This window comes from Parabacteroides leei (assembly GCF_023369805.1).
GTDB classification, from domain to species: domain Bacteria; phylum Bacteroidota; class Bacteroidia; order Bacteroidales; family Tannerellaceae; genus Parabacteroides; species Parabacteroides leei.
The window spans coordinates 25,835-46,627 of record NZ_JAMBQG010000029.1; the positions used below are offsets into that span (position 1 = coordinate 25,835).

22 protein-coding genes are annotated in these 20,793 nt (G+C 49.5%); 4 read left to right on the top strand and 18 right to left on the bottom strand.

Translation table 11 applies throughout. From position 1 onward, the window contains the following. Window positions 1-52 precede the first annotated feature (52 nt). A complete protein-coding gene (tnpB, locus tag M1P97_RS24755; RefSeq protein ID WP_004312010.1) occupies window positions 53-418 on the bottom strand; it encodes an IS66 family insertion sequence element accessory protein TnpB in 366 nt (121 codons plus the stop codon). 3 nt (window positions 419-421) lie between these two features. Continuing rightward, the gene (gene tnpA, locus M1P97_RS24760) at window positions 422-778 is read right to left on the bottom strand and encodes an IS66 family insertion sequence element accessory protein TnpA (RefSeq protein ID WP_004319780.1); all 357 of its coding nucleotides are present in this window, start codon (window positions 776-778) and stop codon (window positions 422-424) included. Between the two features lie 115 nt (window positions 779-893). Between tnpA and M1P97_RS24765 the strand changes: the two genes are divergently transcribed. The 3 genes from M1P97_RS24765 (at window position 894) to M1P97_RS24775 (ending at window position 2,960) form a co-directional block, all read left to right on the top strand. Beyond that, a complete protein-coding gene (locus tag M1P97_RS24765; protein ID WP_249390481.1) occupies window positions 894-1,661 on the top strand; it encodes a phosphoribosyltransferase in 768 nt (255 codons plus the stop codon). Between the two features lie 248 nt (window positions 1,662-1,909). Further along, window positions 1,910-2,203, top strand: coding sequence for a helix-turn-helix domain-containing protein (locus M1P97_RS24770; protein ID WP_016271540.1), 294 nt, complete (start codon window positions 1,910-1,912; stop codon window positions 2,201-2,203). A gap of 58 nt (window positions 2,204-2,261) precedes the next feature. Next, entirely contained in the window at window positions 2,262-2,960 is a 699-nt protein-coding gene (locus M1P97_RS24775; RefSeq protein WP_237475915.1) for an NYN domain-containing protein, read from the top strand. A 232-nt stretch (window positions 2,961-3,192) separates the two neighbouring features. On the opposite strand, the gene M1P97_RS24780 is transcribed toward M1P97_RS24775, so the two are convergent. From M1P97_RS24780 to M1P97_RS24825, 10 genes are all read right to left on the bottom strand, one after another. After that, complete coding sequence (locus tag M1P97_RS24780) at window positions 3,193-3,984, bottom strand: PRTRC system ThiF family protein (RefSeq protein WP_237475914.1); 792 nt, start codon at window positions 3,982-3,984, stop codon at window positions 3,193-3,195. Continuing rightward, window positions 3,981-4,682: a prokaryotic E2 ligase family D protein gene (locus M1P97_RS24785; RefSeq protein WP_237475913.1), complete on the bottom strand. Its 702-nt coding sequence runs from the start codon at window positions 4,680-4,682 to the stop codon at window positions 3,981-3,983. Before M1P97_RS24785 ends, M1P97_RS24780 begins: the two co-directional genes overlap by 4 nt. Window positions 4,683-4,721: 39 nt before the next feature. Further along, the gene (locus M1P97_RS24790) at window positions 4,722-5,831 is read right to left on the bottom strand and encodes a hypothetical protein (protein WP_237475912.1); all 1,110 of its coding nucleotides are present in this window, start codon (window positions 5,829-5,831) and stop codon (window positions 4,722-4,724) included. A 42-nt stretch (window positions 5,832-5,873) separates the two neighbouring features. Next, window positions 5,874-6,095 (bottom strand): PRTRC system protein C, encoded by a 222-nt coding sequence (locus M1P97_RS24795; protein ID WP_138299154.1) that lies wholly within the window; start codon window positions 6,093-6,095, stop codon window positions 5,874-5,876. A gap of 22 nt (window positions 6,096-6,117) precedes the next feature. Beyond that, window positions 6,118-7,197, bottom strand: a complete 1,080-nt coding sequence (locus M1P97_RS24800) for a PRTRC system protein E (RefSeq protein WP_237475911.1) — start codon at window positions 7,195-7,197, stop codon at window positions 6,118-6,120. Window positions 7,198-7,216: 19 nt separating this feature from the next. After that, a complete protein-coding gene (locus M1P97_RS24805) occupies window positions 7,217-7,426 on the bottom strand; it encodes a hypothetical protein (protein ID WP_151853663.1) in 210 nt (69 codons plus the stop codon). Window positions 7,427-7,445: 19 nt separating this feature from the next. Beyond that, window positions 7,446-7,658 (bottom strand): hypothetical protein, encoded by a 213-nt coding sequence (locus M1P97_RS24810; RefSeq protein ID WP_117741601.1) that lies wholly within the window; start codon window positions 7,656-7,658, stop codon window positions 7,446-7,448. Window positions 7,659-8,014: 356 nt separating this feature from the next. Beyond that, a complete protein-coding gene (locus tag M1P97_RS24815; RefSeq protein WP_151853664.1) occupies window positions 8,015-9,769 on the bottom strand; it encodes a DNA topoisomerase in 1,755 nt (584 codons plus the stop codon). Between the two features lie 66 nt (window positions 9,770-9,835). Continuing rightward, window positions 9,836-10,105, bottom strand: coding sequence for a DUF4099 domain-containing protein (locus tag M1P97_RS24820; RefSeq protein ID WP_005682873.1), 270 nt, complete (start codon window positions 10,103-10,105; stop codon window positions 9,836-9,838). 60 nt (window positions 10,106-10,165) lie between these two features. Next, window positions 10,166-12,004: a DUF3945 domain-containing protein gene (locus M1P97_RS24825; protein ID WP_237475910.1), complete on the bottom strand. Its 1,839-nt coding sequence runs from the start codon at window positions 12,002-12,004 to the stop codon at window positions 10,166-10,168. Window positions 12,005-12,178: 174 nt separating this feature from the next. Here M1P97_RS24825 and M1P97_RS24830 point away from each other — a divergent pair, with 174 nt between their 5' ends. Next, entirely contained in the window at window positions 12,179-12,367 is a 189-nt protein-coding gene (locus M1P97_RS24830) for a hypothetical protein (RefSeq protein ID WP_117741562.1), read from the top strand. A gap of 264 nt (window positions 12,368-12,631) precedes the next feature. Here M1P97_RS24830 and M1P97_RS24835 read toward each other — a convergent pair whose 3' ends face one another. The 6 genes from M1P97_RS24835 to M1P97_RS24860 all read right to left on the bottom strand — a co-directional run bounded on the left by M1P97_RS24835 (window position 12,632) and on the right by M1P97_RS24860 (window position 20,608). Next, a complete protein-coding gene (locus M1P97_RS24835) occupies window positions 12,632-13,960 on the bottom strand; it encodes a sigma-54-dependent transcriptional regulator (RefSeq protein ID WP_151853666.1) in 1,329 nt (442 codons plus the stop codon). Beyond that, window positions 13,941-16,286 carry a hybrid sensor histidine kinase/response regulator gene (locus M1P97_RS24840; protein ID WP_151853667.1) on the bottom strand — a complete coding sequence of 782 codons (2,346 nt, stop codon included), beginning with the start codon at window positions 16,284-16,286 and terminating at the stop codon, window positions 13,941-13,943. The genes M1P97_RS24835 and M1P97_RS24840 overlap by 20 nt, the downstream gene beginning before the upstream one ends. Window positions 16,287-16,473: 187 nt before the next feature. Further along, complete coding sequence (locus M1P97_RS24845; RefSeq protein WP_151853668.1) at window positions 16,474-17,004, bottom strand: TetR/AcrR family transcriptional regulator; 531 nt, start codon at window positions 17,002-17,004, stop codon at window positions 16,474-16,476. Between the two features lie 248 nt (window positions 17,005-17,252). Continuing rightward, the gene (locus M1P97_RS24850) at window positions 17,253-18,392 is read right to left on the bottom strand and encodes a StlD/DarB family beta-ketosynthase (protein ID WP_151853669.1); all 1,140 of its coding nucleotides are present in this window, start codon (window positions 18,390-18,392) and stop codon (window positions 17,253-17,255) included. Window positions 18,393-18,398: 6 nt separating this feature from the next. Next, complete coding sequence (locus M1P97_RS24855) at window positions 18,399-19,019, bottom strand: TetR/AcrR family transcriptional regulator (RefSeq protein WP_151853670.1); 621 nt, start codon at window positions 19,017-19,019, stop codon at window positions 18,399-18,401. 608 nt (window positions 19,020-19,627) lie between these two features. After that, a complete protein-coding gene (locus M1P97_RS24860) occupies window positions 19,628-20,608 on the bottom strand; it encodes a pseudohemocyanin (protein ID WP_117965536.1) in 981 nt (326 codons plus the stop codon). Window positions 20,609-20,793: the final 185 nt, after the last annotated feature.

A 20,793-nucleotide genomic window follows, 5' to 3' on the forward strand; every position in this document is an offset into this window, starting at 1 on the left:
ATACTAAAAAACAGCCGGAATACGGCATTGTATATGTTATAATTTGTTACAACTACAACCCATGGAAACCACTCCTTTTATAACGCCTGACCTTGCTGCCGTCCATTCCTTGAACCATCATCACAAGGTCATTCCAGAAGGTTTCAATCGCTTTAATCCGACCTTCCTCCGTATTTATGACCGGCAGATGGAAGTGCCCATGTTCCAGCCTCATATGGTATATCACCAGACCACCATATTCCATATGGAGGATTTTCATACAGGTACAATTCGCATTGATAAAAATGAAAGCGTCACCGTCCCGTACATTCTTTCCCATCTGGTTGGTCACGATGCCGCTAAGCGTATAAAAACTCTTACGCATGTCTGTCGGATACGGGTAAAGATAATATCTGTTGGATTCATTCAAAGAAAACATAGGCTAACGGTTTGAATTCAAAAATATCAGGGTTTGCAATACCTCCGGTGACAAAGGGCTGTTCAAGCGGACTGTGACGCCATTGGGATAGGAGATCTCACATAGCGGCTGGGGAATTGGCGACGGGCTGACCGGAGGGGCAGACAGCAGGGATTTCTCCTTATGGGGAAGACTGACCTGGCCCTTACTGTTTACCTTTACCGGGATAAAGCCGCCTTTGCGCAACAGCTTGGAACGCCACTCGTAGAAACGTTTGGGACGAATACATTCATTCGAACAAAAATCCATAACTGACAGTCCGCTCGACTTGAAACGGGAATAAATAGATTCAAAATCTTCCATGGTCCATTGATGTGACATAACAATTGAGCTTTTTTACTTTGATTACAAAAGTAATATCACATTTTTAGAATGAAAGGGGGAGTTTATCGAATGCTTACATTTGTCGGTGATATCGGTTTTTATCGGACTCTGGATGTATGCCCGGTATTGGAGAAGAATGTGTGGGAAGGCGTTCTGCCAATATGCGGCCGCCTGCTGCGGGAGAGAGGAGAGGGAAAAGCTGATGCGGTATGCCATAATAGCGGGAAACCGTCATGCACCCTTGTTGTATGCGTTGACTTATCCCGAACGGTTTGACAAGACCCGGCCGTTACGCTTGTTTGAATTCAGGGGAATCCGCTGTGTGTTTGCCGGATATTATTTTCCTCAGCGTTATGAAAACTGGCTTTGTGACGACCAGTCCGGATTTGTCCGGAAGGTGTATGATTTCAAGGAAGGGAGAGACCCATGCCGGAATTGTTTCTCGCAGGCGTTCCGGATTCTTTCCGTTACCGGAGATGTGACCGCCATGTTTATGCCATGCAGCACTTCCCGGCGCTACCATCGACGTTTTTCCGGTATAGCCGCTTTTCTGGAGTCCGGTGGCTATGCCCGGTCAGGGCTGGATCTGATATGTATCACGGAAGACAGGGAGAGCAAACACACTTCCGGAAGACGTTCCGGAGTGGATACGGCCAATTACATGATGGCGAGGGGGCTGCGGGGAAAACGGGTCGTAATCGTGGATGACCTGCTGACCAGCGGTGACAGCCTGTTGGAGTATGCCCATAACTTGGAAAGGGTCGGCGCCATAGTGACAGGCGCTGTCTTTCTGGCCCGTACGTTCCGGATGCCCCCGCCGGCAACAGTCAGACGGGTTGTCTGGAAACATCATTTATCGGCACTGCTGACAGGAAAGTAAGACGGCTGGTATGACTTGTAAAGTTTACAATACACCTTTTACAACTTTACACTTTGTTTTTTACAATAAGACGCGGAATAAAATTTGTATTCTTTTCTAATTATTTTATAATCAGGATATTCGTTTAAGATTTTTATGAAGTGCCGGCTGACGGCACGTTTTTTTCACTATGAATGGCATATACTCTTACAGTGCGCACAAGAAAGGGTATTCCAGTAATAACCTTTAAAATACAGGAGAGACATGCCATGATGTATATAGACAATGAAGTGCTTGAGAAAATGATTATGACCATAGTGGAAGGGTTTGACCGGATGGAAAAGAAGCTGGACAGTATGATGCGTGTGAAGGACTGCATGGATGGTGACAAGCTGCTGGACAACTATGACCTGGCCAGACTGCTCGGGGTGTCGTTGCGGACAGTGGCCCGTTACCGGGAGAAAGGGCTGATCCGGTATTATCAGACGGATGAGAACGGGAAGAACTTTTATCGCAGTTCGGATGTACAGGAGTTCCTGCAACAGCGTGGGAAGAAAAAATAGAATATGTTTTATTTTACTATGAGGAAGTTATGTTAACTTTGTACCTGAAATACATGTTATGAAGACGGATATGAAATATGCGGTGGCGGTCCTGGTGGACGGTGACAACGCATCCTTCGAGAATTTGGAGGATGTGATGGGGTTTGTCTCCCGCCACGGAAATGCCATTATCAGACGGATATACGGCGACTGGACGCGGAAATCGCTTTCCGGCTGGAAGGATGCCGCCGGAGAACACGGTTTCCGCCTGGTACAGGCCTCTTCCTTTACCTCCGGGAAGAACACCACGGACATTGCCCTGGTCATAGACGCGATGGATATTCTGCGTGACGGACTTGCCGGCTGTTTTTGCCTGGTTGCCAGCGACGGTGATTATACCCTGCTTGCCCAGCGGATACGGGAAGCCGGCCTGCCGGTGTTGGGATACGGTGAAAGCAAGACCCCGGCACCGCTGGTACGCGCCTGTACTGAATTTTTGTATGCGGACCGTATGGAAGGGAAGCCGGTGGAGAATACGCCCGGGTTCTTTCTCCGGCGGGACATGGAATATTTTGACAGGGCTTTCGAGGAGGCTGCCGACGGTAAGACGGAAGTTCCTCTCTCACTGATCGGAACCGCCCTGAAGAGGATGATGCCCAAGTTCAAGATAAAAAGATACGGTTGCAAGACTTTGGGAAAACTGTATGAGAAACTGGAGCGTTATGAGCTGGTCCGGACGGAAAAAGGGGTGGCGGGCGCCGTGCGGTTGAAACGCTGAACGTTTTTTATAAAGAGTGACCGAAACTCCAGTTTAGCCCGGATGAGCTTTTGATTTGAAACTTGAACATTCTTAAAGGCAAAAAGAAGAGCCGTATCATTGCTCAAAACAGAGCTTGATACGGCTCTTTTCAGGTCTTGCAGTTGCAATCTGTAGCTTTTCAAAGAGTCATTTTAATTTTGACACCCTCTGGATTTTTCAATTCGGTCATTATGACACTCTCTTTTCCGTGTTATACCGGGATGGGATTCACCCGCAATGTGTCAAGGTTGAGATAAGCCCCCCGGTAAAAGGTCCTTCCTTCCCTGAACATGCGCCAGAGGATGTCGCAGCCGGTTTGTGCCAGCATGGAGTTGATGAAGAGGTCCTGCTTCTGCAATGCTTCCGCCAGCGAACAGCTCGGTCCGGATTCCTTCTCCTCAATGGTGGAATAACTTGTCTCCTCGGTAATCACATTCATTCTGGGTATGGTGTGGTACTCGTTGGAGGCGGGCTGATGTATCTTGTTCCGGATATTGCCTATCAGAACCTGCCCGGTTGTCTGGGCGTTGCCGAAATCCATCCAGTAAATCGGTGTCTTTTCGTCATTGTGCGTATTCTTCCTGTGGTGCTTCAGGAGTCTCCACAAGTCAAGCCGGGAACGGATGTTGTCCGTGCAGGTAATGATTATATTCGCCAGTCCGGGGCTGCCACCGTCGTGTTTCCGCCTTGACGGGAAACTGCTTCCTTCCGCTTCCCAGGCGTAGCCGAAGAACCGGTTGATACGGGTGACAAGCGCCACCGCCTTGTTCAGTCCGGTTTCCGCCTCGCTGAACAACTGGCGTCCGATGTTCGCTTCGGTAACGGTATCGGGGTCAAAAACCGTGACATGCAGTCCCGGATGGCCGAGCGCCTGCAATGCCATGCCCATACGTGCCAGGCCGGTGACGACCTGGGAGCCTGTGCCTCCTGCCCCGATTACGAAAACGGTTACCGGATGATAGGGATTGAGGAGGTATTGGTCTGTATAATGTATCTTTCTCATGACAGTATATCTTTTAGCTGTTTGTTTGCCGGTTTGAGCTCGTCATTGTTGAACGACCGCTCCCGTGCCTGCTCCGTTACCAAGACCAGATTGCCGCGTGTCGGATTTTCACTTCCTCCCAGGTGCGAGAATTCGCTGAGCCAGAAGCGTTTCTCCCAATATTCCAGAAGTGCGTGGAAGTCCATATTTTCCGGTTTCTTCAATGTGGAGCTGCCCAGGCACACACTTCCGCGCGTCACATTGAAGAAAGGCGCCAGATAAAGCGGTGTGTCCTCTTCCGGCATCCGTCCCTTGTAGGCGAATATTGTCATTCTCTCGTTTTCAATGATGTAGACAACTCCCGGCAGATGGAATACGCCATCCTTGATGTTCAGGCTGTCCTTGAAGAACATCCTCCGTTTCCCCGGCGGGTTGTACCATATATATTTCTCATGCCCTTTCCGGGAGTCGCACCATAACATGTTGGAAGGCATCCTGCCGTGGGGTACATTCTGTCTTTCGTCCGAATAGGATTCCACCAGGGCGTTCATGAACTCATACGTGACCGGAATGCCCGCTTCCATTCTGCCCGCCTGGTTGATGGGACGGAGCTCAAGGTAATTCTTTCCGGTTGTATAAGTGCTTTCCCTGTATTCATAGGCGATGAGCGCCGCTTTGGGCACCATTATCTCCTGCATCTTCTTGGTCAGTTCGTTCATCTTTATCTGATTTTTGATTTGAAATTTTGATTTGGGAAATTAAAAGGATTTGTTTATATGCTGCATGAACCTCTGTATCCACTTTGAGAGTCTTTCCGGGTAATCGTCCATGTGGAACAGCCTGTCCGTTTCCGGTGTCAGGTACATGTATGTGACCGGGGTGATGGTATAGGTTTCACGGCAGTCCGAATTGAAATAAGACTCCATGTTTTCTGCCAGCATATCATTGTTGGAGTATGCCAGCATGATTTGGGTGCCAAGTTCTATCGGTGGAAAATTCGGTTCTTTCTCATACGCCCAGTCGTAATAATACTGTATGAGACACGGGCTGTCCGGTGTTATCAGTTCCAGCCCCTCGCTTACCAGTCCGAGGAGTTCCCGTTCCGTCTTCGTTTCTGTCCGGCATTCCCGTATTTTGTCCTCCAGCCGTATGCAGAACGGCTTTCCCTCCATCCGCTTGAGCGCTTTTGAGATTTTTCCGTTTTCATAGGATTCCGCCAGCAGGTTGTTTCGCCTGACTTCCTGCGGCGAGGCGTCCGGGTCACGGTTCTTCCAGTCACGCAGTTCTTCCAGTGCCAGTTCGTAATACCATGTTTCATTGACCATGTTCAATCCGTGGTGCCGGATGAACCGGCGGATGAACTCGCGGACGATACCCCGTACCGGTACGGAGATTTTCTCTATGAAGTCAATGGGAATCCAGAACAATGTGTAATCCGGCCATTCATGAAACCTGTACAGGCAGAAGTAAAGCCTTCCCGCCTTTTCCTCCAGATTGACCTGTTCGGGCAGCGCCTCGTCCATTGCCCGGTACAGTCCGGCGATGTTCATGCGGGGACTGCCCCCTTTCCGCGGACGGAAAGGGAGTTTTATCCCCGCCAGTCCGGCATATCTTAATGCCGACCGGTAGAGGAAGTCAAAATTCTCGGATGTCGTGAGATTTGTTTCGGTTTCATCCGTATTGCTTTCCATGTAATAATCGGTCGCAATGGGGGGAACTTTCCCGGTCAGAAAAGCATTAGGCTTTCTGCCGGTGGCAACCTCCGTCTTTTTCGGGAGGTCACACCCCGGCTGACGTTTGAGGAACCGGCTTCCCTGATAATCAGGCCTGCCAGGTTTTCCGTCAGGGATTTCGGTAATAATCTGCATGTTTCCTTCTTTTGGTTGTTTCTCTTTATTTTCGCCATATCCCTATCCTTTTGTCCCGATGGTTGTCTTGAACCGGTAAACCGTCCTGTCATTCTCCCATTCCGGCCCGTGCACGGTAGCCGTGGTCAGTTCGGGATAGGTCATGGAATAGAAGTCCATCACTTCGGAAGGGGACATGTTGCTGTCCGGATCTGCCAGCTCCATTTCTATAGAATTTTTCTTCATTTTGAATATCCTCTGCAATCCTTTGATTTCAAGTGCCATAATTTTTTTGTTTTTATAAGGTTTAACAACATACCGTTTCCATTTGCGCCTCATCTTTCATCCGGTATTCTTCCGGAAAGTCAAGATATTCGGCATAAGGGTCCTCCCGGAGGAGTTCCCTGTCACATTCGTCATCCTTGTCAAAGCTGTACATTTCCGCCGGCTGCGGTTGTGACCTGTACTCACGGTTCCCGTTGTCTCCCGGTGCGGCCTGTACGGGGACATTCTGCGGTTGCGCCGGGACCGGCTGCTGCCATTGTCCTCCGTACACGGTCTGCTGCGGCATGTGTACGGGCTGATGGAACTGTATGGCTTGCGGCATGGACTGCGATGCCTGCACGGGCTGTCCGGGGGGCATCTGTCCCCGTTGTTCCGCATAAGGATGAGGGTAAGCCGGTCTTCCGTCCGTTCCATATTGGACCGATGGGGCAGGCTGTGCATATTGTACCGGTTGCGGAGGCTGCTGTTGCGGTACGTTTTGCGGCATGGCTGCTGCCGGTTCCGGCTCGAAAATCTGCGCCTGTCCGTCTTGCCTGTACGGCGGTCGTGCTTCCTGTCGCGGTTGTGGCGCCTGCATAAGCGGTTCCTCTCCGAAAAGGCTTCCCTCGGAGGCTTTTTTCTGCACTTCCGCCATTTTTGCGTCAATGTCCTTCTGTTTTTCAGGCGTGGCGAGTGCCTTCGCCTGCCTGAGCCACGTCAGTGCCTCGGAATAGCGTTTGCAGGCGGTCGCCTCATCCGCTTTTTTCAGCAATTTTTCCATTTTCTCCCGTTTTTCCCTGACCTCCTTCGGTTCCTTTTCCAGTGGGGATTTGGCGCCCTTGTTCTGCGACGCCGCCTGTTCCGCCTGTTTTTCGAATGTCTCCAGGTTGGTGAGGATGCCCTGCGCTTTCTGTACGGGAGTGCTGATGGCTTGAAGGAACTCCGCATCCAGTTCCTCCGGAGTGCCGTTCAATACCAGGGGGACGATTTGCCCCCCGGCTTCGCCTTTCAGTCCGGTGCGGCGGGGCATGACAGCCACGGTCAGACGGTTGTTGACTTGCCGGATACTGAAACTCAGGTCAGTGCCGGCTGTAATCATTCGGTTGATAGCTTGAAAAAACATAGTGGTAAAATATTAAGTGTTATACATTCGTTTCGTTAAAGAAATCCTTCAGGATTTGCCGCCTGTCGGGTTTTGAGGCGATGCCTCTCAACGGTTCCAGATAGTAACCGATATGTTTCGGTCCGTCCACCGTGCCGGGGATACGTTTTCTAACAGGTCTGATACGGTGTGTGGCGGGCCATGCGGCCGGCATGACCGGAGCCGGGGAAGAAAATGTCGCTGTTCTCATGTCTTTAAAGGATTGAAGGTTATACGAATATGCCTGCCAGAAGCAGGACAAGAATTATTTTTATGACAAAGGAGAGTGTCCTGAAAAAGAATCCGATGATTGTTCCCGAGAAGAGGAACAGGACGGTGGTGTACACAGGGACGATCCCCTTGCTGTAAAGCAGGCATATTCCTGCGAGCAGGACCAGCGCTACCGCTTGTCTGCTGATTTTTTCGATGAGTTGCAGTTTCATGTTCTTTATAATTTTAAGTATGAATAATCCCATCGGGATATGTTTTCCCGATTTTATAGGCTCCCGGCCCTTGGATTGCCTTTTTGCGCAAGGCTTGGGGAAAGAAAATACCGGAGCGGAGCGAGGATGATTTTCTTTCCCCAACCAAGCCCCTGAAAGGGGCCGCCTTGCAGCAAATAATGAGGCAATCCAAGACCTTTGCCGCTTAAAAGCGGAAAAACTATCCTGCCGTTTTGTCCGGACCGGAATCAGGCCGGATCTCTAAAAAAGAAAAGAGGCACGGACCTCTGATGATGCCTGTACCTCTTTCCTCTTTTGTCAGTTTGAAATCCGGATGGCCGGTAAACCTCCTCGGGTCATTCCTCCGGCCGTTGTATCCGGCGGATTTCACCGGTGATCCCCTTCACCAGTTCCAGTACACCGTCCAGAAATTCCTCCGGTGTCCGTTCGCCCCGCTCTATCTGTGCCAGTTCCGCTTCCCAGCCTGAGGTGAGGGAGGCGTCGGCTATTTTCATGCCCCGTACCGTTTCGTAGAAAAAGAGCCCCTTGGGAGTCGGAATGACGTATTTCCCCGAATAACGGATATATTTGCGTTCGAGCAAGGTGCGGATGATGTTGGCTCGTGTGGCTACCGTTCCCAGTCCGTTCCTGTCCATGAATCCGACCAGTTCCGCGTCCGTATAGGGGGAGGGCGGCAGGTTTCTCTTGCGGATGATGCTGCAACCGGCCACCTCTACCAGTTCGTCCCGGGACAGTTCGGGAAGGGAGAGACAGGAGAAGCCCTCTTCTGCGATGAGGTTTTCACGTCCCAAGACACCGGTCCATCCTTTTTCCAGTATGCGGTATGTCCGGGTACGGAATTTCTGTGCGGCGCATACCGCATCGACCGTGGTGTATTCCACCTTGCAGGATGGCGAGAAAGCTTCGAGCATCCTGCCTACGATGAGCGTATAGACCTGCATCTCCTCCCTGGCCAGGTCACCGGGTGGCATGCCGGTGATGATGATGGCATGGTGCTCCGTCGTCTTCAGCGGGTTGACGACGGCTTTTGCGCCGGCAATATCCAGCCGGTCCGCATACGTCCGGAACTCCTTGCACGCCAGCATCCTTTCCATGACGGCGGGAAGCGTGGCATACACATCCTCCGGCAAAAACCGGCAGGCGGTACGCGGATAGGAAATCAGTTTCTTCTCATACAGGCTCTGTGTGATTTCCTGCACCTGTATGGCGGTCAGGCCATGGTAGAGGTTCGCATCCGTCTGAAGTCCGGTCAGGTCATACAGAGCCGGAGCCCGAACCTCCTCCGTCCTGCGGCTGACCGCCGTGATGCGGGCTTTCCGTGCCGCCTTGCAGTCCTCGTACAGCTCCGTCGCATTCCGATGCTCCTCAAAATCTTCGGTGCGCCGCATCTTGATTATCCGGTTGTCTTTGCAGATGCTGATGAATACCGGCCAGCTGTCGGCACCTATATGGTTCTCCCTTTCCCGATAACGTCCGCTTATGGCCGCCAGCACAGGTGTCTGCACCCTGCCCAGCGAGTTGTTTCCGAAGCCTACCGCCTTGCACACGGCGTAACTAGAATTGACTCCCAGCATCCAGTCCGCCCTGTTGCGGCTGTCTGCCGCCAGGAACAGGTTGTCGAACTGATGGCACGGGCGGAGGTTCGCCATGCCCTCCAGAATGGCCTCATCCGTCAGTGACGAGATCCAGAGGCGGAGACAAGGCTGCTTGCATCCGAGGAAGCGGTAAAGGTGGCGGAACAGCATTTCCCCCTCGCGGGAGGCGTCGGTGGCCGCAATGATCGTGTCGCATGCGTCGAACACTTTGGCTATCACTTTCAGTTGGAGCACCGCGTTGATGTCGGGATTCCATCCGGTATCCGTCTTCATGTTCTTCACCGTCAGGTAAGGAGGCGGGACCAGCGGGAAATCCTCCCATTCCACCCTCGCTTTTCCGGAATCCTTCGGCATAGCCAGGGAAAGCATGTTGCCGAATGTCCATGTCACCATGTAGCCGCCTCCGGTCATGTAACCGTTCTCTTTCTTATGGGCGCCTACCACTCTTGCTATCTCTCTGCCCACGTTGGGCTTGTCAGTCAATATTGCAATCATATTCTTTTTTTCTTTTTATGTACTCCGTACCGTCCGGCACGGAGTATGTGTCCGACTTCTTCCGTCTTATGCTTCCGGTTCCTTTTCCGGGCTGATTCCCTTGATTTCCAGGACCGGTTTTCCACCGGGTCCGGGTACCAGTCTCAATGTGGCGTCCATGCTCAGGTCGATGACCGGGGTACGGAACTTCAACGGAATGGCTTCCGTCTCCATGCCTTGCAGCAACCGCTCCATACTGCCGTCCGCCTCCAGCTGTTCCTTGCTGAGCCCGAGGGTCTTCAGAACGTTCCACTCCATATCTTCCGCCTTGAGGCGGGTCTTCTGATTCGTATTCATACGTTTCTTGATTTTGGGGTTGTTTGTAAAGTCATTTTCTCTGTCATTTCCGGTATCATCCTACATGGCCTGTTTCGCGCTTTTCTTCTGCTCCTGTTGTTGGGCGTTGTCCGCCTGTGTCGCCCGGCGGGAAGTGTCCCTCCGGACATCCGGATTGTCCTGGAAATACTGCAACTGCCCGGAACCGGGGTTGACTTTCAGGTAGGAGCTGAACTGTTTTCCGTTGCTTTTCAGGTCGGAAATGAGAATGGACTTTCCGTCCTGGAGGTTTGCCCTCTCCTGTGCGGTGAACACATGGCCGTACACTTCCGCCGGGATGCGCGGCGCCTGCTGCTCGTTGAACCCGTCCGGGGTACGGGAGTATTGCGGGTTGCCGGTGGTCATGTTCAGCTTGACAAAGGCGGAGAACTCCTCTCCCTTGCGGTTGATCATGTTTTCCAGATAGACCGGCTGTCCCTTGCGGAGCAGCTCCTTGTCCTCGTGGGTGAGCTGCACGTTGCAGATCTCCTTCGGGATGTAGATTTCGCCTGTCTCCGGATTGTGGCGGGTATAGTTCGGACGTCCCGTCACCTTGTCCAGCGTGACGAATGAGGAGAACACCTCGTCGGAGTTCCTGCGTTTCATGTCCTCGACCAGGATGGTGTGCCCCTCGCTGAGCATTTTCAACTGGGTGGGCGAGAGCTGTACCCCGCCGAGGGACTGCTGGTTGAACGCCTGGTCCTTGGGGAAGATGAACTCCAGCCCCCTGCGTTCGGCGCTGTACTGTAGTGTCGCGCTGAATTCTTTCCCCTTGTTGGAAATCATCCCGTCCACGAACACCTGTCCGCCGTTCTTGAGGGTCTGTATCTCGTCGGGACTCAACTTGACACCCCTTACCTCATCCTGCACGTAGACATGCTCCTGGCGGACGGCTACCAGTTCGTTGGTGTTCTTGTCGATGGAGATCAGACAGGGTTCCGTCGTGCCTCCGCGCAGGTTCAGTTCCGCCACACGTCCCATGTTGCCGCTCTCGCGCAGGTTCTTCTTGTCCTCCTCGGTGAAGATATGCCCGAAGTACGGGCGTTCCAGCTGCGGCTCCTTGCGTATGCCGTGGATGCCGAGCCCGACCTGTCCGTTCTGCATGGGTATCAGTGAAAGGCGCGCGTCCATACGGATGGTGGCGGCATCCAATGTCAGCGTAAGCGGTACCAGTTTGTTCGTCTTGTAGCCTTTCAGCATGGAGTCAAGCAGCCCCTCCTGTTCGAGCGACGCTTTGGAAACACCGATCTTTTCCAGTGCGTTCCAGTCAATCATGTCTTCGTTGTAGCGGTAACGCGGTGCCTGCGGCTGTTGTTCCGCCTGCGGTACCTGCGGCTGCGCGCCTTGCGCCGCCTGTTGCACCTCGCTCTGTTGCAGGGGTTCCTGCGGTTGTTGCGGCTGTTGCTGTTGTTTTTTTGCCATCGTTTCTGTTTTTTCTTGGTTTACATTCTGTTCCTTCCTGTTCTCTTTGGGACGGATTTCGTAGCGCTTGAGGAACTCCTTCACCGCGTCCGTCTGTTTTCCTTCCGCCAGGTCCTTGATGGCCTGCTTGTTCATCTTGTAATCGTGGACGGTCATGCGGATCAGCCGGAAATGCGTGGGGTTCTTGAGCTGGCTCCAGAAATTCTTGATGAAATTCTCAAGGATACTTGAGTTCTTGTCGAATTTCAGGAATGAATTCTCGTTCCGTTCATCCGCCGGAACAGTTTTCACCTTTCCTTGTCCGTCGATTCCGCTGACCGCCCGCACGCCCGCTTTCGGATCGTTCTTGTTGTGAACCAGCATCAGTTCGGTAATCTGCTCCACCGGAAGGGCCTCGTCTTTCGCCTTCGGTTTCCTGGTCCGTTTGGGTTTCTCGTTCATGTTCTTTTCTTGTGCCATACATCATCTTTTTGAGGTTAATGAATCGCTTTGACACTTCAAATGTATGAGGATATTTTGGATAAAATGCTGATTTTCAAAAAGGTGACATCGAACGTCATCAGATGTCATCAGATGTCCGGAAAGGTGCTTCAAAACAAGTAGGAAACACAAGGACGGCAGGAAAAAAAGAGTATGGGCAGGCGAGGGGACGTACCGCAGGGAAAAGGACAAACGGCGTGCATGGCACGGAAGAAAAAAGGAGCGGGTACAGCGGCCCATGCAGAACAGAGGGAGCTGAAGCCCCCTGTTTTTTCTTGTGGTCCGTCATATACTTATAAGAAGATTTCAGGCGGAACGGGATATGGTATGGTCAGTATTTGATTTTCAGGGAATATAAGAAACGGCTCCTCCGGAATATCTCCTGTATGTATTGCCCGTGCGTCACGTCGGTCGCAGTTTGCCCCTGTAATCATCCTTCAAATCGAAGCGGGATTGCCGCCGCATTCTTTTTCGCGGCAATTTTCCCCGGCGCCAGCCGCAAGGAAAATTGCCACGAAAAGAGTGTGGAAAATGCGGCTGGCAAGACCGGTTCGATTTTCCTTTGATGGAAGGGGAAACTGTCCTGTATATTATTATCCGGTCCTTTCAGACCTGTTCCTTGGTAATCCCGTACATGCCCATTTTCTTGTAAAGGGTCGGGCGGCTGATGCCCAGCAAGGCTGCCGCCTGTGTCAGGTTGCCTTTGGATATGGTGACCGCCATTCTGATCTGTTCCGCATTCCGCTGTTCGTCTTTTAGCAGGCAGTTGTTTATCTTTTCTTCCTTCGCAAGATTCAATATGGTCTTTCCCGCCTGCTGCAACCGTAAGCACTGAGGGGTTATCAGTTTTCCGCCACATATCAGCACCGCCGCATGGACAACCTGTTTCAATTCACGGACATTCCCCGGCCAGCCGTAGCCCAGCAATATTTTTTTTGCCGCCTCGTCAAAATCCGGAATCTCCTTTCCCAGTTGTCCGGCAGACTGGATACGGAAAAAATCAGCCAGCGGGAGTATGTCTTCCAGGCAATCCTGCAACGTGGGCACGGTGATTGTAAAATCCTGCAACCGGTATAGCAGGTCCTTCCGGAAGCGTTTTTCCGCGACGGCATCCTGCAAGTCCTCGTTGGTGGCGGCAATGACGCGCACGTCCATCCGCTTGTCCTGCCTTCCGCCCACGGGGCGGTACCTCCGTTCCTCCATCGCACGCAACAGCATCTGTTGTATTTCTACCGGCAGATTCTCCACCTCGTCCAGGAACAACGTGCCTCCCCGCGCTTCCTGGAAATATCCCGGTTTTTCATTCGTCGCCCCCGTGAACGCCCCTTTGACATGGCCGAAAAAGGCGGATGCCGCCAATTCCCTTGACAGGCTTCCGCAATCCACGGTTATGTACGGCTTGTTCGCCCTCAGGCTCCGCTTGTGGATCTTGCCCGCCAAATGCTCCTTGCCCGTCCCAGTATTTCCGAGTATGAGCACCGTCATGTCCGTGGGGGCAACCAGGCGGATGTAGCGGTCCAGCTCGCGGAAAGCGGCGCTCTTGCGTTCATAAATCACTTTGGCGAATGCCTCGTCCGCCATCCTTATCTTTTTCAGTGCGGGGAGCAGCTTGTCTTCGAGCAGCGGTTTGAGGATATAATCCTCCGCTCCCAGTTTCATGGCATGTACAGCCGTGTGTATCTCCTCATAGTTCGTCATCATGATGAACGGATGGGTGTAGCCCTGTTCCCTCATCCATTCCAGCAGTGCGGTACTTTCCCCGTCCGGCAGTCTCAGGTCGGCCAGCACGATGTCATCCTCCCGGACGGAACGGGCGATGACCTGCCGCGCCTGTGCCAGCCGGTATGCCTTCACTGTCTGGTAATCGGCATTCTGCAAGAAATTGCAGATATAATCGCAGAACAATATATTGTCCTCAACCACAATCACTCTCATAGCTTTCCTTTGCCTGTTGTGCCAAATCAATTATTTCCTTTCCCTTGTCCAGTACTTTCCGGACCGCCCGGCCGAACTCCTCCGCCGAACATTCCCCGTCCTCCTGAAGCAGCATGAACAGGTCCCGCAGGGGCTTGCCGGCATGGATTATCTCCCAGGAACTGCTCAGGTGGTGGGTCCATTCCCTGAGCGACTCACAATCGTTCCTTTCCGCACTTTCCGCCATCGCCGCGATATCGTCCGTTGTCTCCCTGATAAGCGTTTCCAGCATTTCCAGCCTGTCGCCATACTCCAGCAACGCATGGAAATCGACCTGCTCCTGCTGCCTTTCGTCACCCAGGCATCCCGTGCAGACTTGCAGCAGCTCCTCCACGGAGAACGGTTTTTTCAGGCAGGCCGAAAACCCCGCCTCATGCAGGTCCGCCGTATTGCAGCCTCCCGAAGCGGTGGCCGCAATGACCGGAATGGTTCGCGAGTTTCCCACATTGGCTGTGCGAAGCAGTTTCAGCACGTCGAACCCGTTCATCTGCGGCATTTTCAGATCGGTAATCAGCAGGTCATAGTTCTGACGGCGGATACATTCCATCAGGTCACGTACGCACCCGCATGTCGTGCACATCACCCCATGGTGCGCAAACATCTCCTTGACGGCGGCCAGCAGGACGGTATCGTTGTCCAATGCCACAACGGTAAAAGGCTGTACGAAAGGCCGGGTGTCGTTTTCTTTCTTTGCCGTGTCCTCCGCAGCTGACACAGGCAGGAGCACCGTGAAGCAGCTTCCGGACCCTTTTCTGCTTGTCAGTTCTATCGTGCCTCCCAACAGTCCGACCAGCTCCTTGACAATGGAGAGCCCCAGTCCCACGCCCTCCTCGGCCATCGCGTTGGGCAACCGTTCGAAAGCGGTGAAAACGCGTGCCTGCTCCTCCGCGCTCATCCCTGTACCGGTATCCTCAACGGAGAGCTGCAAGGTCTCATTGTCGAACCGAAGGCGTAATGTGACCGTTCCCCGCTCCGTGAACTTGATGGCGTTTGACAACAGGTTATGTCCTATCTGGACAATCCGTTTCTTGTCCCCGATGACCACCCTGTCCCTTGGACTCTCCATATTCAGGAAGAGGTTCTTGTCCGCCGCCAGCGGCATGAAATCCGCTTCCAGCGTCTCGATGACGGTATGCAGCCTGAACGGAACCGGATCGACCTCCTCCTTTCCGCTCTCCAGCCGGAAAAATCCCAACAAAGTGTTCAGCATGGCCTCCATGTGTCCCGCCACCCGGCGTATCGTCCGGTTGTATTCTTTCCGTTTGGATATCTTTTTCTCCGTCGCGAGCAGTTCCGCATAGCTGTTGATTGTCGTAAGCGGTGTACGCAGGTCATGGGTCACGGTCAGCATGATTCTTTTTCTTGCCGCAATCAGCTCCTCGTTTTCGGCAACGGTATGTTCCAATTGCCCGATTGTTTCCTCCAGCCTTTTCTTGTAGCGGTTTATGCGTGCCATGTCCCGGTGTATAATCATGTAGGAACCTCCGAGCAGCAGGAACATGACTACCACCAGTCCGGCAATTATAGTCAGTGACCGTTCGCCTGTACTGCCCAGCTTCTCCTCCCGCTGCTGTATCTCCGACTGAATGTTCCTGTCCATGTGTCTGATAACCTGTTGAAGCTGCTCGTTGAGCAACCTGTTGCGGGAGGCGAGGATATGTGCCTGCTCGGAGAACTGGAGCGCATATTGCCGCTGTCTGTCCGCAATGGTCCTGTTGAGGACATGGAGTGCGGACGCGTTCGGGGAGGTTTCCGTCTTCTCTTTTTTCCCGAACAGCCTTTTCAGGAACCCTCCCTTCCTGCCTGTCTTTTTCGGGAGGCTTTGTCCGGCCATTTGCGAAAGTTGCCCGGTTATTTCCCTGCCGGCTTGCTGCTGCTTGCGCATAATCTCCTTGATTTGCAGCATGGACTGTTCCTTGTCCCTCCATAAGATGCGGATACTGTCTATCCCGGCGTTGGGATGCAGTTCCTGTAAACCGTACAGCAGGCTGTCAACGGCCGATTTCTGTTTCAGGTACGTGTTGAAGTCCTTCTCGTCCCACTCCGTGAATGTGTCGCAGAACAAAGAGAGTTCAAGCATTTTCATATATACATTGCGTATGGTACGCTTTTGTCTGTTTATTTGCCGGACATTCGTTTCTATTGATTTGATTTCCCGCCATTCGTGGATACCTATATATATGATACAGCCAACCGTCAGGAGCACGGTGATATACCCCGCCGCAATCTTGGCAAGAAGCGACCGCGGGTGTGAAGTCTTTCTTATCAGTCTGTTCCAATTTATCAATGTATGAGCCTTTTTACATTTGTTATACCAGTTTTAAACAAGCGGACAATAAAAACCGACCAGTCGGTATTTTTATTGTCCGCAAAGATAAACCTTTCCAAATAATAACAAAAGAAAAAGTATTCAAATGCAAGGCAAATGTGCCGTTTACATTAGAAAAATACGGCTTTTAAGCGAAGAGAAGCGATTATTGTATTTGAAAAAGCAGTGCTCCAAAAGTCTTTCCTATGGAATTTTCGAACAATTGCCGGCTGAATGCCTGTGTGTCGTCCACAGACTGCTTGTGAATGACAACGACCGCATTGAAAAGAAAATCCTGTTCCCTGGCAAGAAGTTCGCGGTACATTTGCGGAAATTCGTCCATGTATTCGTTGGCGGAGGATACGAACTGCATGTAATACATCAATCCGTTGCCCTCCAGTTTTTCAGGAAAGCTGTCGATTACCCGTTCAATCGGATTTTTGTAGGACCGGAGAAATTCGTCCCATCTTCTCCCTTCCAGGTAATCCATTTCCGGAGAGAGCTGTGAAGCCGGGAAAAAGCGCATTTTCACGACAGTGTCAATCAAATGCCGTTTGGATGAAAAATAGTGCATGACCGCGCCTTTGGACTTATGCACGGCTGCCGCCACATCGCAGAATGAAGTCTGTTTCATGCCTTTGGTAAGGAACAGTACATACGCCTCGTCAATTATCCGCTGTTTCAAGTTTGGATCCATATCACACCTGCATTATATAAAAAATAGCACAGATGCAATCAACAACCCAAACGTGGCAGTGGAAAAGCCTAGAGATGAAGTCGACGCACCCGTGCTATATGTTTTGATATAGCGCAAGCTGTCATATCCCATCTTCTCTCTTTGAAATTTTCCACTTTTCGTTTGAAAGATGTATATGATACTATACTATTTTATCTTTTAGTTTTGCAAAATTAAGCTATTTATTGCTTATTTCCAAACTTAAACACTTAAACTACACTTAACAACACAGTTCCATAGGAGAAGCGTCCGCTTTCCGGAACAAGCAACAGGATTTTTTCACCGGACTTCAGTTCGTGTGTTTTCCAGAATTCATCCAATATGGCGAAGATGGCGGCAGAGGCTATATTGCCTACTTTGGACAGGTTGGTAAACCACTTGCTTTCGTCAATTCCGATTCCAATCCCTTTTAATTCATTTATTATCTTATCATAAAAAAACATGGATGAAACATGGGGCAGTACATAAGAAATGGATTCCGGTGCCACATTGTGTTTCTCAAGACAATATTTTATGTGTTTCGCCCAATATGGGACGGCATTCCTTTCCAGTAATTTAATATCTTGCTTTACAGTAAAAAGTGAGCGGTCTGTCAATTCCTGACTGCTGAAACTTTTCCAACTTTTCAATTCTCCGTTTTTTTCTTTTTCCGCTCCCATAAACATACATGTCGGCAATTCATTGGCATACGAAGTCATTTCCACCCATTCGATATGTAGAGCTTTTCCTTTACCCGGATTATCCTGTAATAATACCGCACTGGCACCATCACTCAGCATAAAGCGTAGAAAATCTTTTTCCAATGCCATGTATGGTTGTATTCCAAGATTGGCGCATTTTTCGTATTCAACATCAAAATTTTTGGAAAGCAACCCCGCTGATGCCAACTCGGAACAACTACAAACAGCATTACGTTTATTGCCTGCTAAAATGCTTAAATATGCAATCTTGAAAGCTTGAATGCATGACAAACAGATACCAGACGCTGAAAATATTTCCATTGGAGCATTTTTCAGCAAACCATGTACCATGGAGGCATGTGAAGGCAGCACTTGGTCAGGACTGGCAGTAGCACATGCTAAAAGTTCTAATTCTTGCAGAGGCAGTAAAGCTTCCGCTAAAAGTTTTTGTATCGATAATTGTGCCAGTTCCGCATTCGTATGCGTCATTTCCTGCTTTGTATTGACGGCATAAAAACGTTGTTTTATTCCATTTTGTCTGAGTACAATATTTTTAACACGAGAATGTACTCCAGAGATTAACCCTAAATAATCTTCCATAGAATTATTATCTATCGGAGAATTCGGGAAGTAAGAGGTTACTGTTGTTATAAAAACTTCCTTTAACATTTTAAATTATATTTTTATTAAGCTATATATAAACATAAACTGTTCCTTCAACAGAGGAATATTCAATCCATTTATCAACGCATCATTATAAGATTGTCCAAAAAACACGTATTTGAACTGTTTGGCGATATTTTTGCAATTGTATTGAGTTCCAATTTCTCCTTTCTCTTGTGCATGTTTCAATATCCTTTCCCATAGTAATAGCTCTTTTTGGGTAACTATCGTTGTTTCTTTTGTAAAGTTTGGATAAAATTTTTCCGCCTGTAATATCAGACTCATATAAGCCCTTGTTCCGTTGGTATTGGCGTTCGGCAATATGAACTGGTATAGATAGTCCATTGTACGTTTTACGTTGTCAATGTAATAGTTGATAAAATCATGCAGTGATAGACTTTCGGAATTTTGCATTTTATTATCTACATCTTGTTTTCTCAAGATATATTGATCAATCACATCCATAAACAATTCTTGTTTGGTCGGATAATGATAGGACATACAACCTCTTGACAGGTTGAGACTTTGTTCAATATCTTTCAAGGGGACCATATTATACTCCTTTGTCAGAAACAACTTGAATGCGGTCTCCCTTATTAACGCTTTTGTTTCTGTTCCTTTTGTTCCTTTCATAAATATGTATTTTAAAAACAAAAATAGAACATTTGGTTGAATATCCAATCTTTTTTGCATACTTAGTTTGGAGCGAATAAGAGTTAAACTACATACGTTAACAGTATGATACTTAAATCAATTCCATTATTTTGGACAGTTTTGCTTCAGGCAATATGGGGGTCTTATTTTTTTTTGTTACATTTGCTTTTAATAAAAACCGACTAATCGGATTTTATTCAGGCGTAGAGAAGAACTCAAACGAAAAGTGGAATTTATTGTATGAGATGATTCTCTATGCCTTTTTTAACTTACTACTCCCCCCAAATTATGACTCTTCCGCGTAATTTTGTTTTCATCTAAAATTTGAAAACCGAATCATGCCTGTTGTCAATCCGTTGAATGGATATCAACGAACATAACTGCGACAATCTCAGGTATTGCTGCAATCAGCGGTATGACCAATTCCTTAGCACAAGTTTTGTATATCATAATCTTTTCATATAAACCGTCCAGTCGGTATTTATTGCAAAAATAAAAACATTTGGAATAAAAACAAAGGGAAAGATGAAACTCTATGTTAATAAACATTTCATCCTTCCCTTTTGACAAGTGCTGATTTATCAAATTTATCTTGGAGTCATTTTGACTTTAACCTGTACTCCCATGGAGTTTAAGACGCGAACCGGTGCTTTTTCGCTGGCTTTCAAATAAAAAAGAAGGTAGTCTTTTGCCCGTTGGGATTCGAAATAACCTTTTTCGTGGTATTCGGCAATCCACTTTTGAATTACCGGAACCTGCCAGCGGTTCATTAATACATAGTAACCGAATTTATACTCCAAGTCACTCAAAAAAATATTGAGTTTCAGGTAATCCCACCAAAACTGTTGCTTCTTTTTGCTTTTGGCGTTGAGTATGACCACCTGATGGTCAAAGGTGTCACGGGGATTTTCCCAATCTTGGCGGGAGATAAATACATCCGGAAGCGCATTGTCCGCGTTGTCCTTTGCCGGAATGAAAGGGGATAACGCCTCAATGGAACCTTTCATCTTTTCATATAATGCCGGCTCATATTCTTTGTTATACAATATGACGTCTCTCAAGCGGGTGGACGTAAGATGGGTTACTACCGGGCGTCCGCTTATACAATGTTCAGGGACAGTCATCCTTGAAGCCAGTTTTTTCATAAACTTGACTTCCGCCGTTATCTGTTCTTCCTTATCCGTTTTTTTGAAAGGGTAGTCCGTGCAGGCTATTTTCCGCATACCCCGATGCAGTTCCGTAAGCTGTAAGGCTCCATAAGCGCAGAAGATGGAAGCACGGATAATCTTGAAGATAGGGGTACGGTCGCCCTCGTGTGCCACATACGGCAGGTCTGCCACACCAAAAAGCATTTCATTTTCCACTATCAAGTCGGCGGAGATTGTCTTACCCTCTTCCAAGCGACCCTTGATTTTGAAATTACGTTTTTGCCATCCCCAGGTGTGAATGGGTTGCGTAGCCAGCAGTGTCACACAATAATTGCCATTGTGCGGCGTGAAATCTACATTTTGCGGGGTTGCCTTGGACATCAGCTCATTCAGCAACTTGATTTTTTGGATATTGTCCATAAATAAATTGGTATTAAGTGAAACATCTTGTTAACAGTGCAAATGTAGGCATCGGCTTTCGTACCCGAGTTCCGTTTTTCGCCGAAAATCACTGCAAGGTCAACCAATTATTCGATATTTATTCTATTTTCGATTCTCAATATATAGTTTGTTTCCAAGAAAAATCGTTCCATTTATCCGTCCAT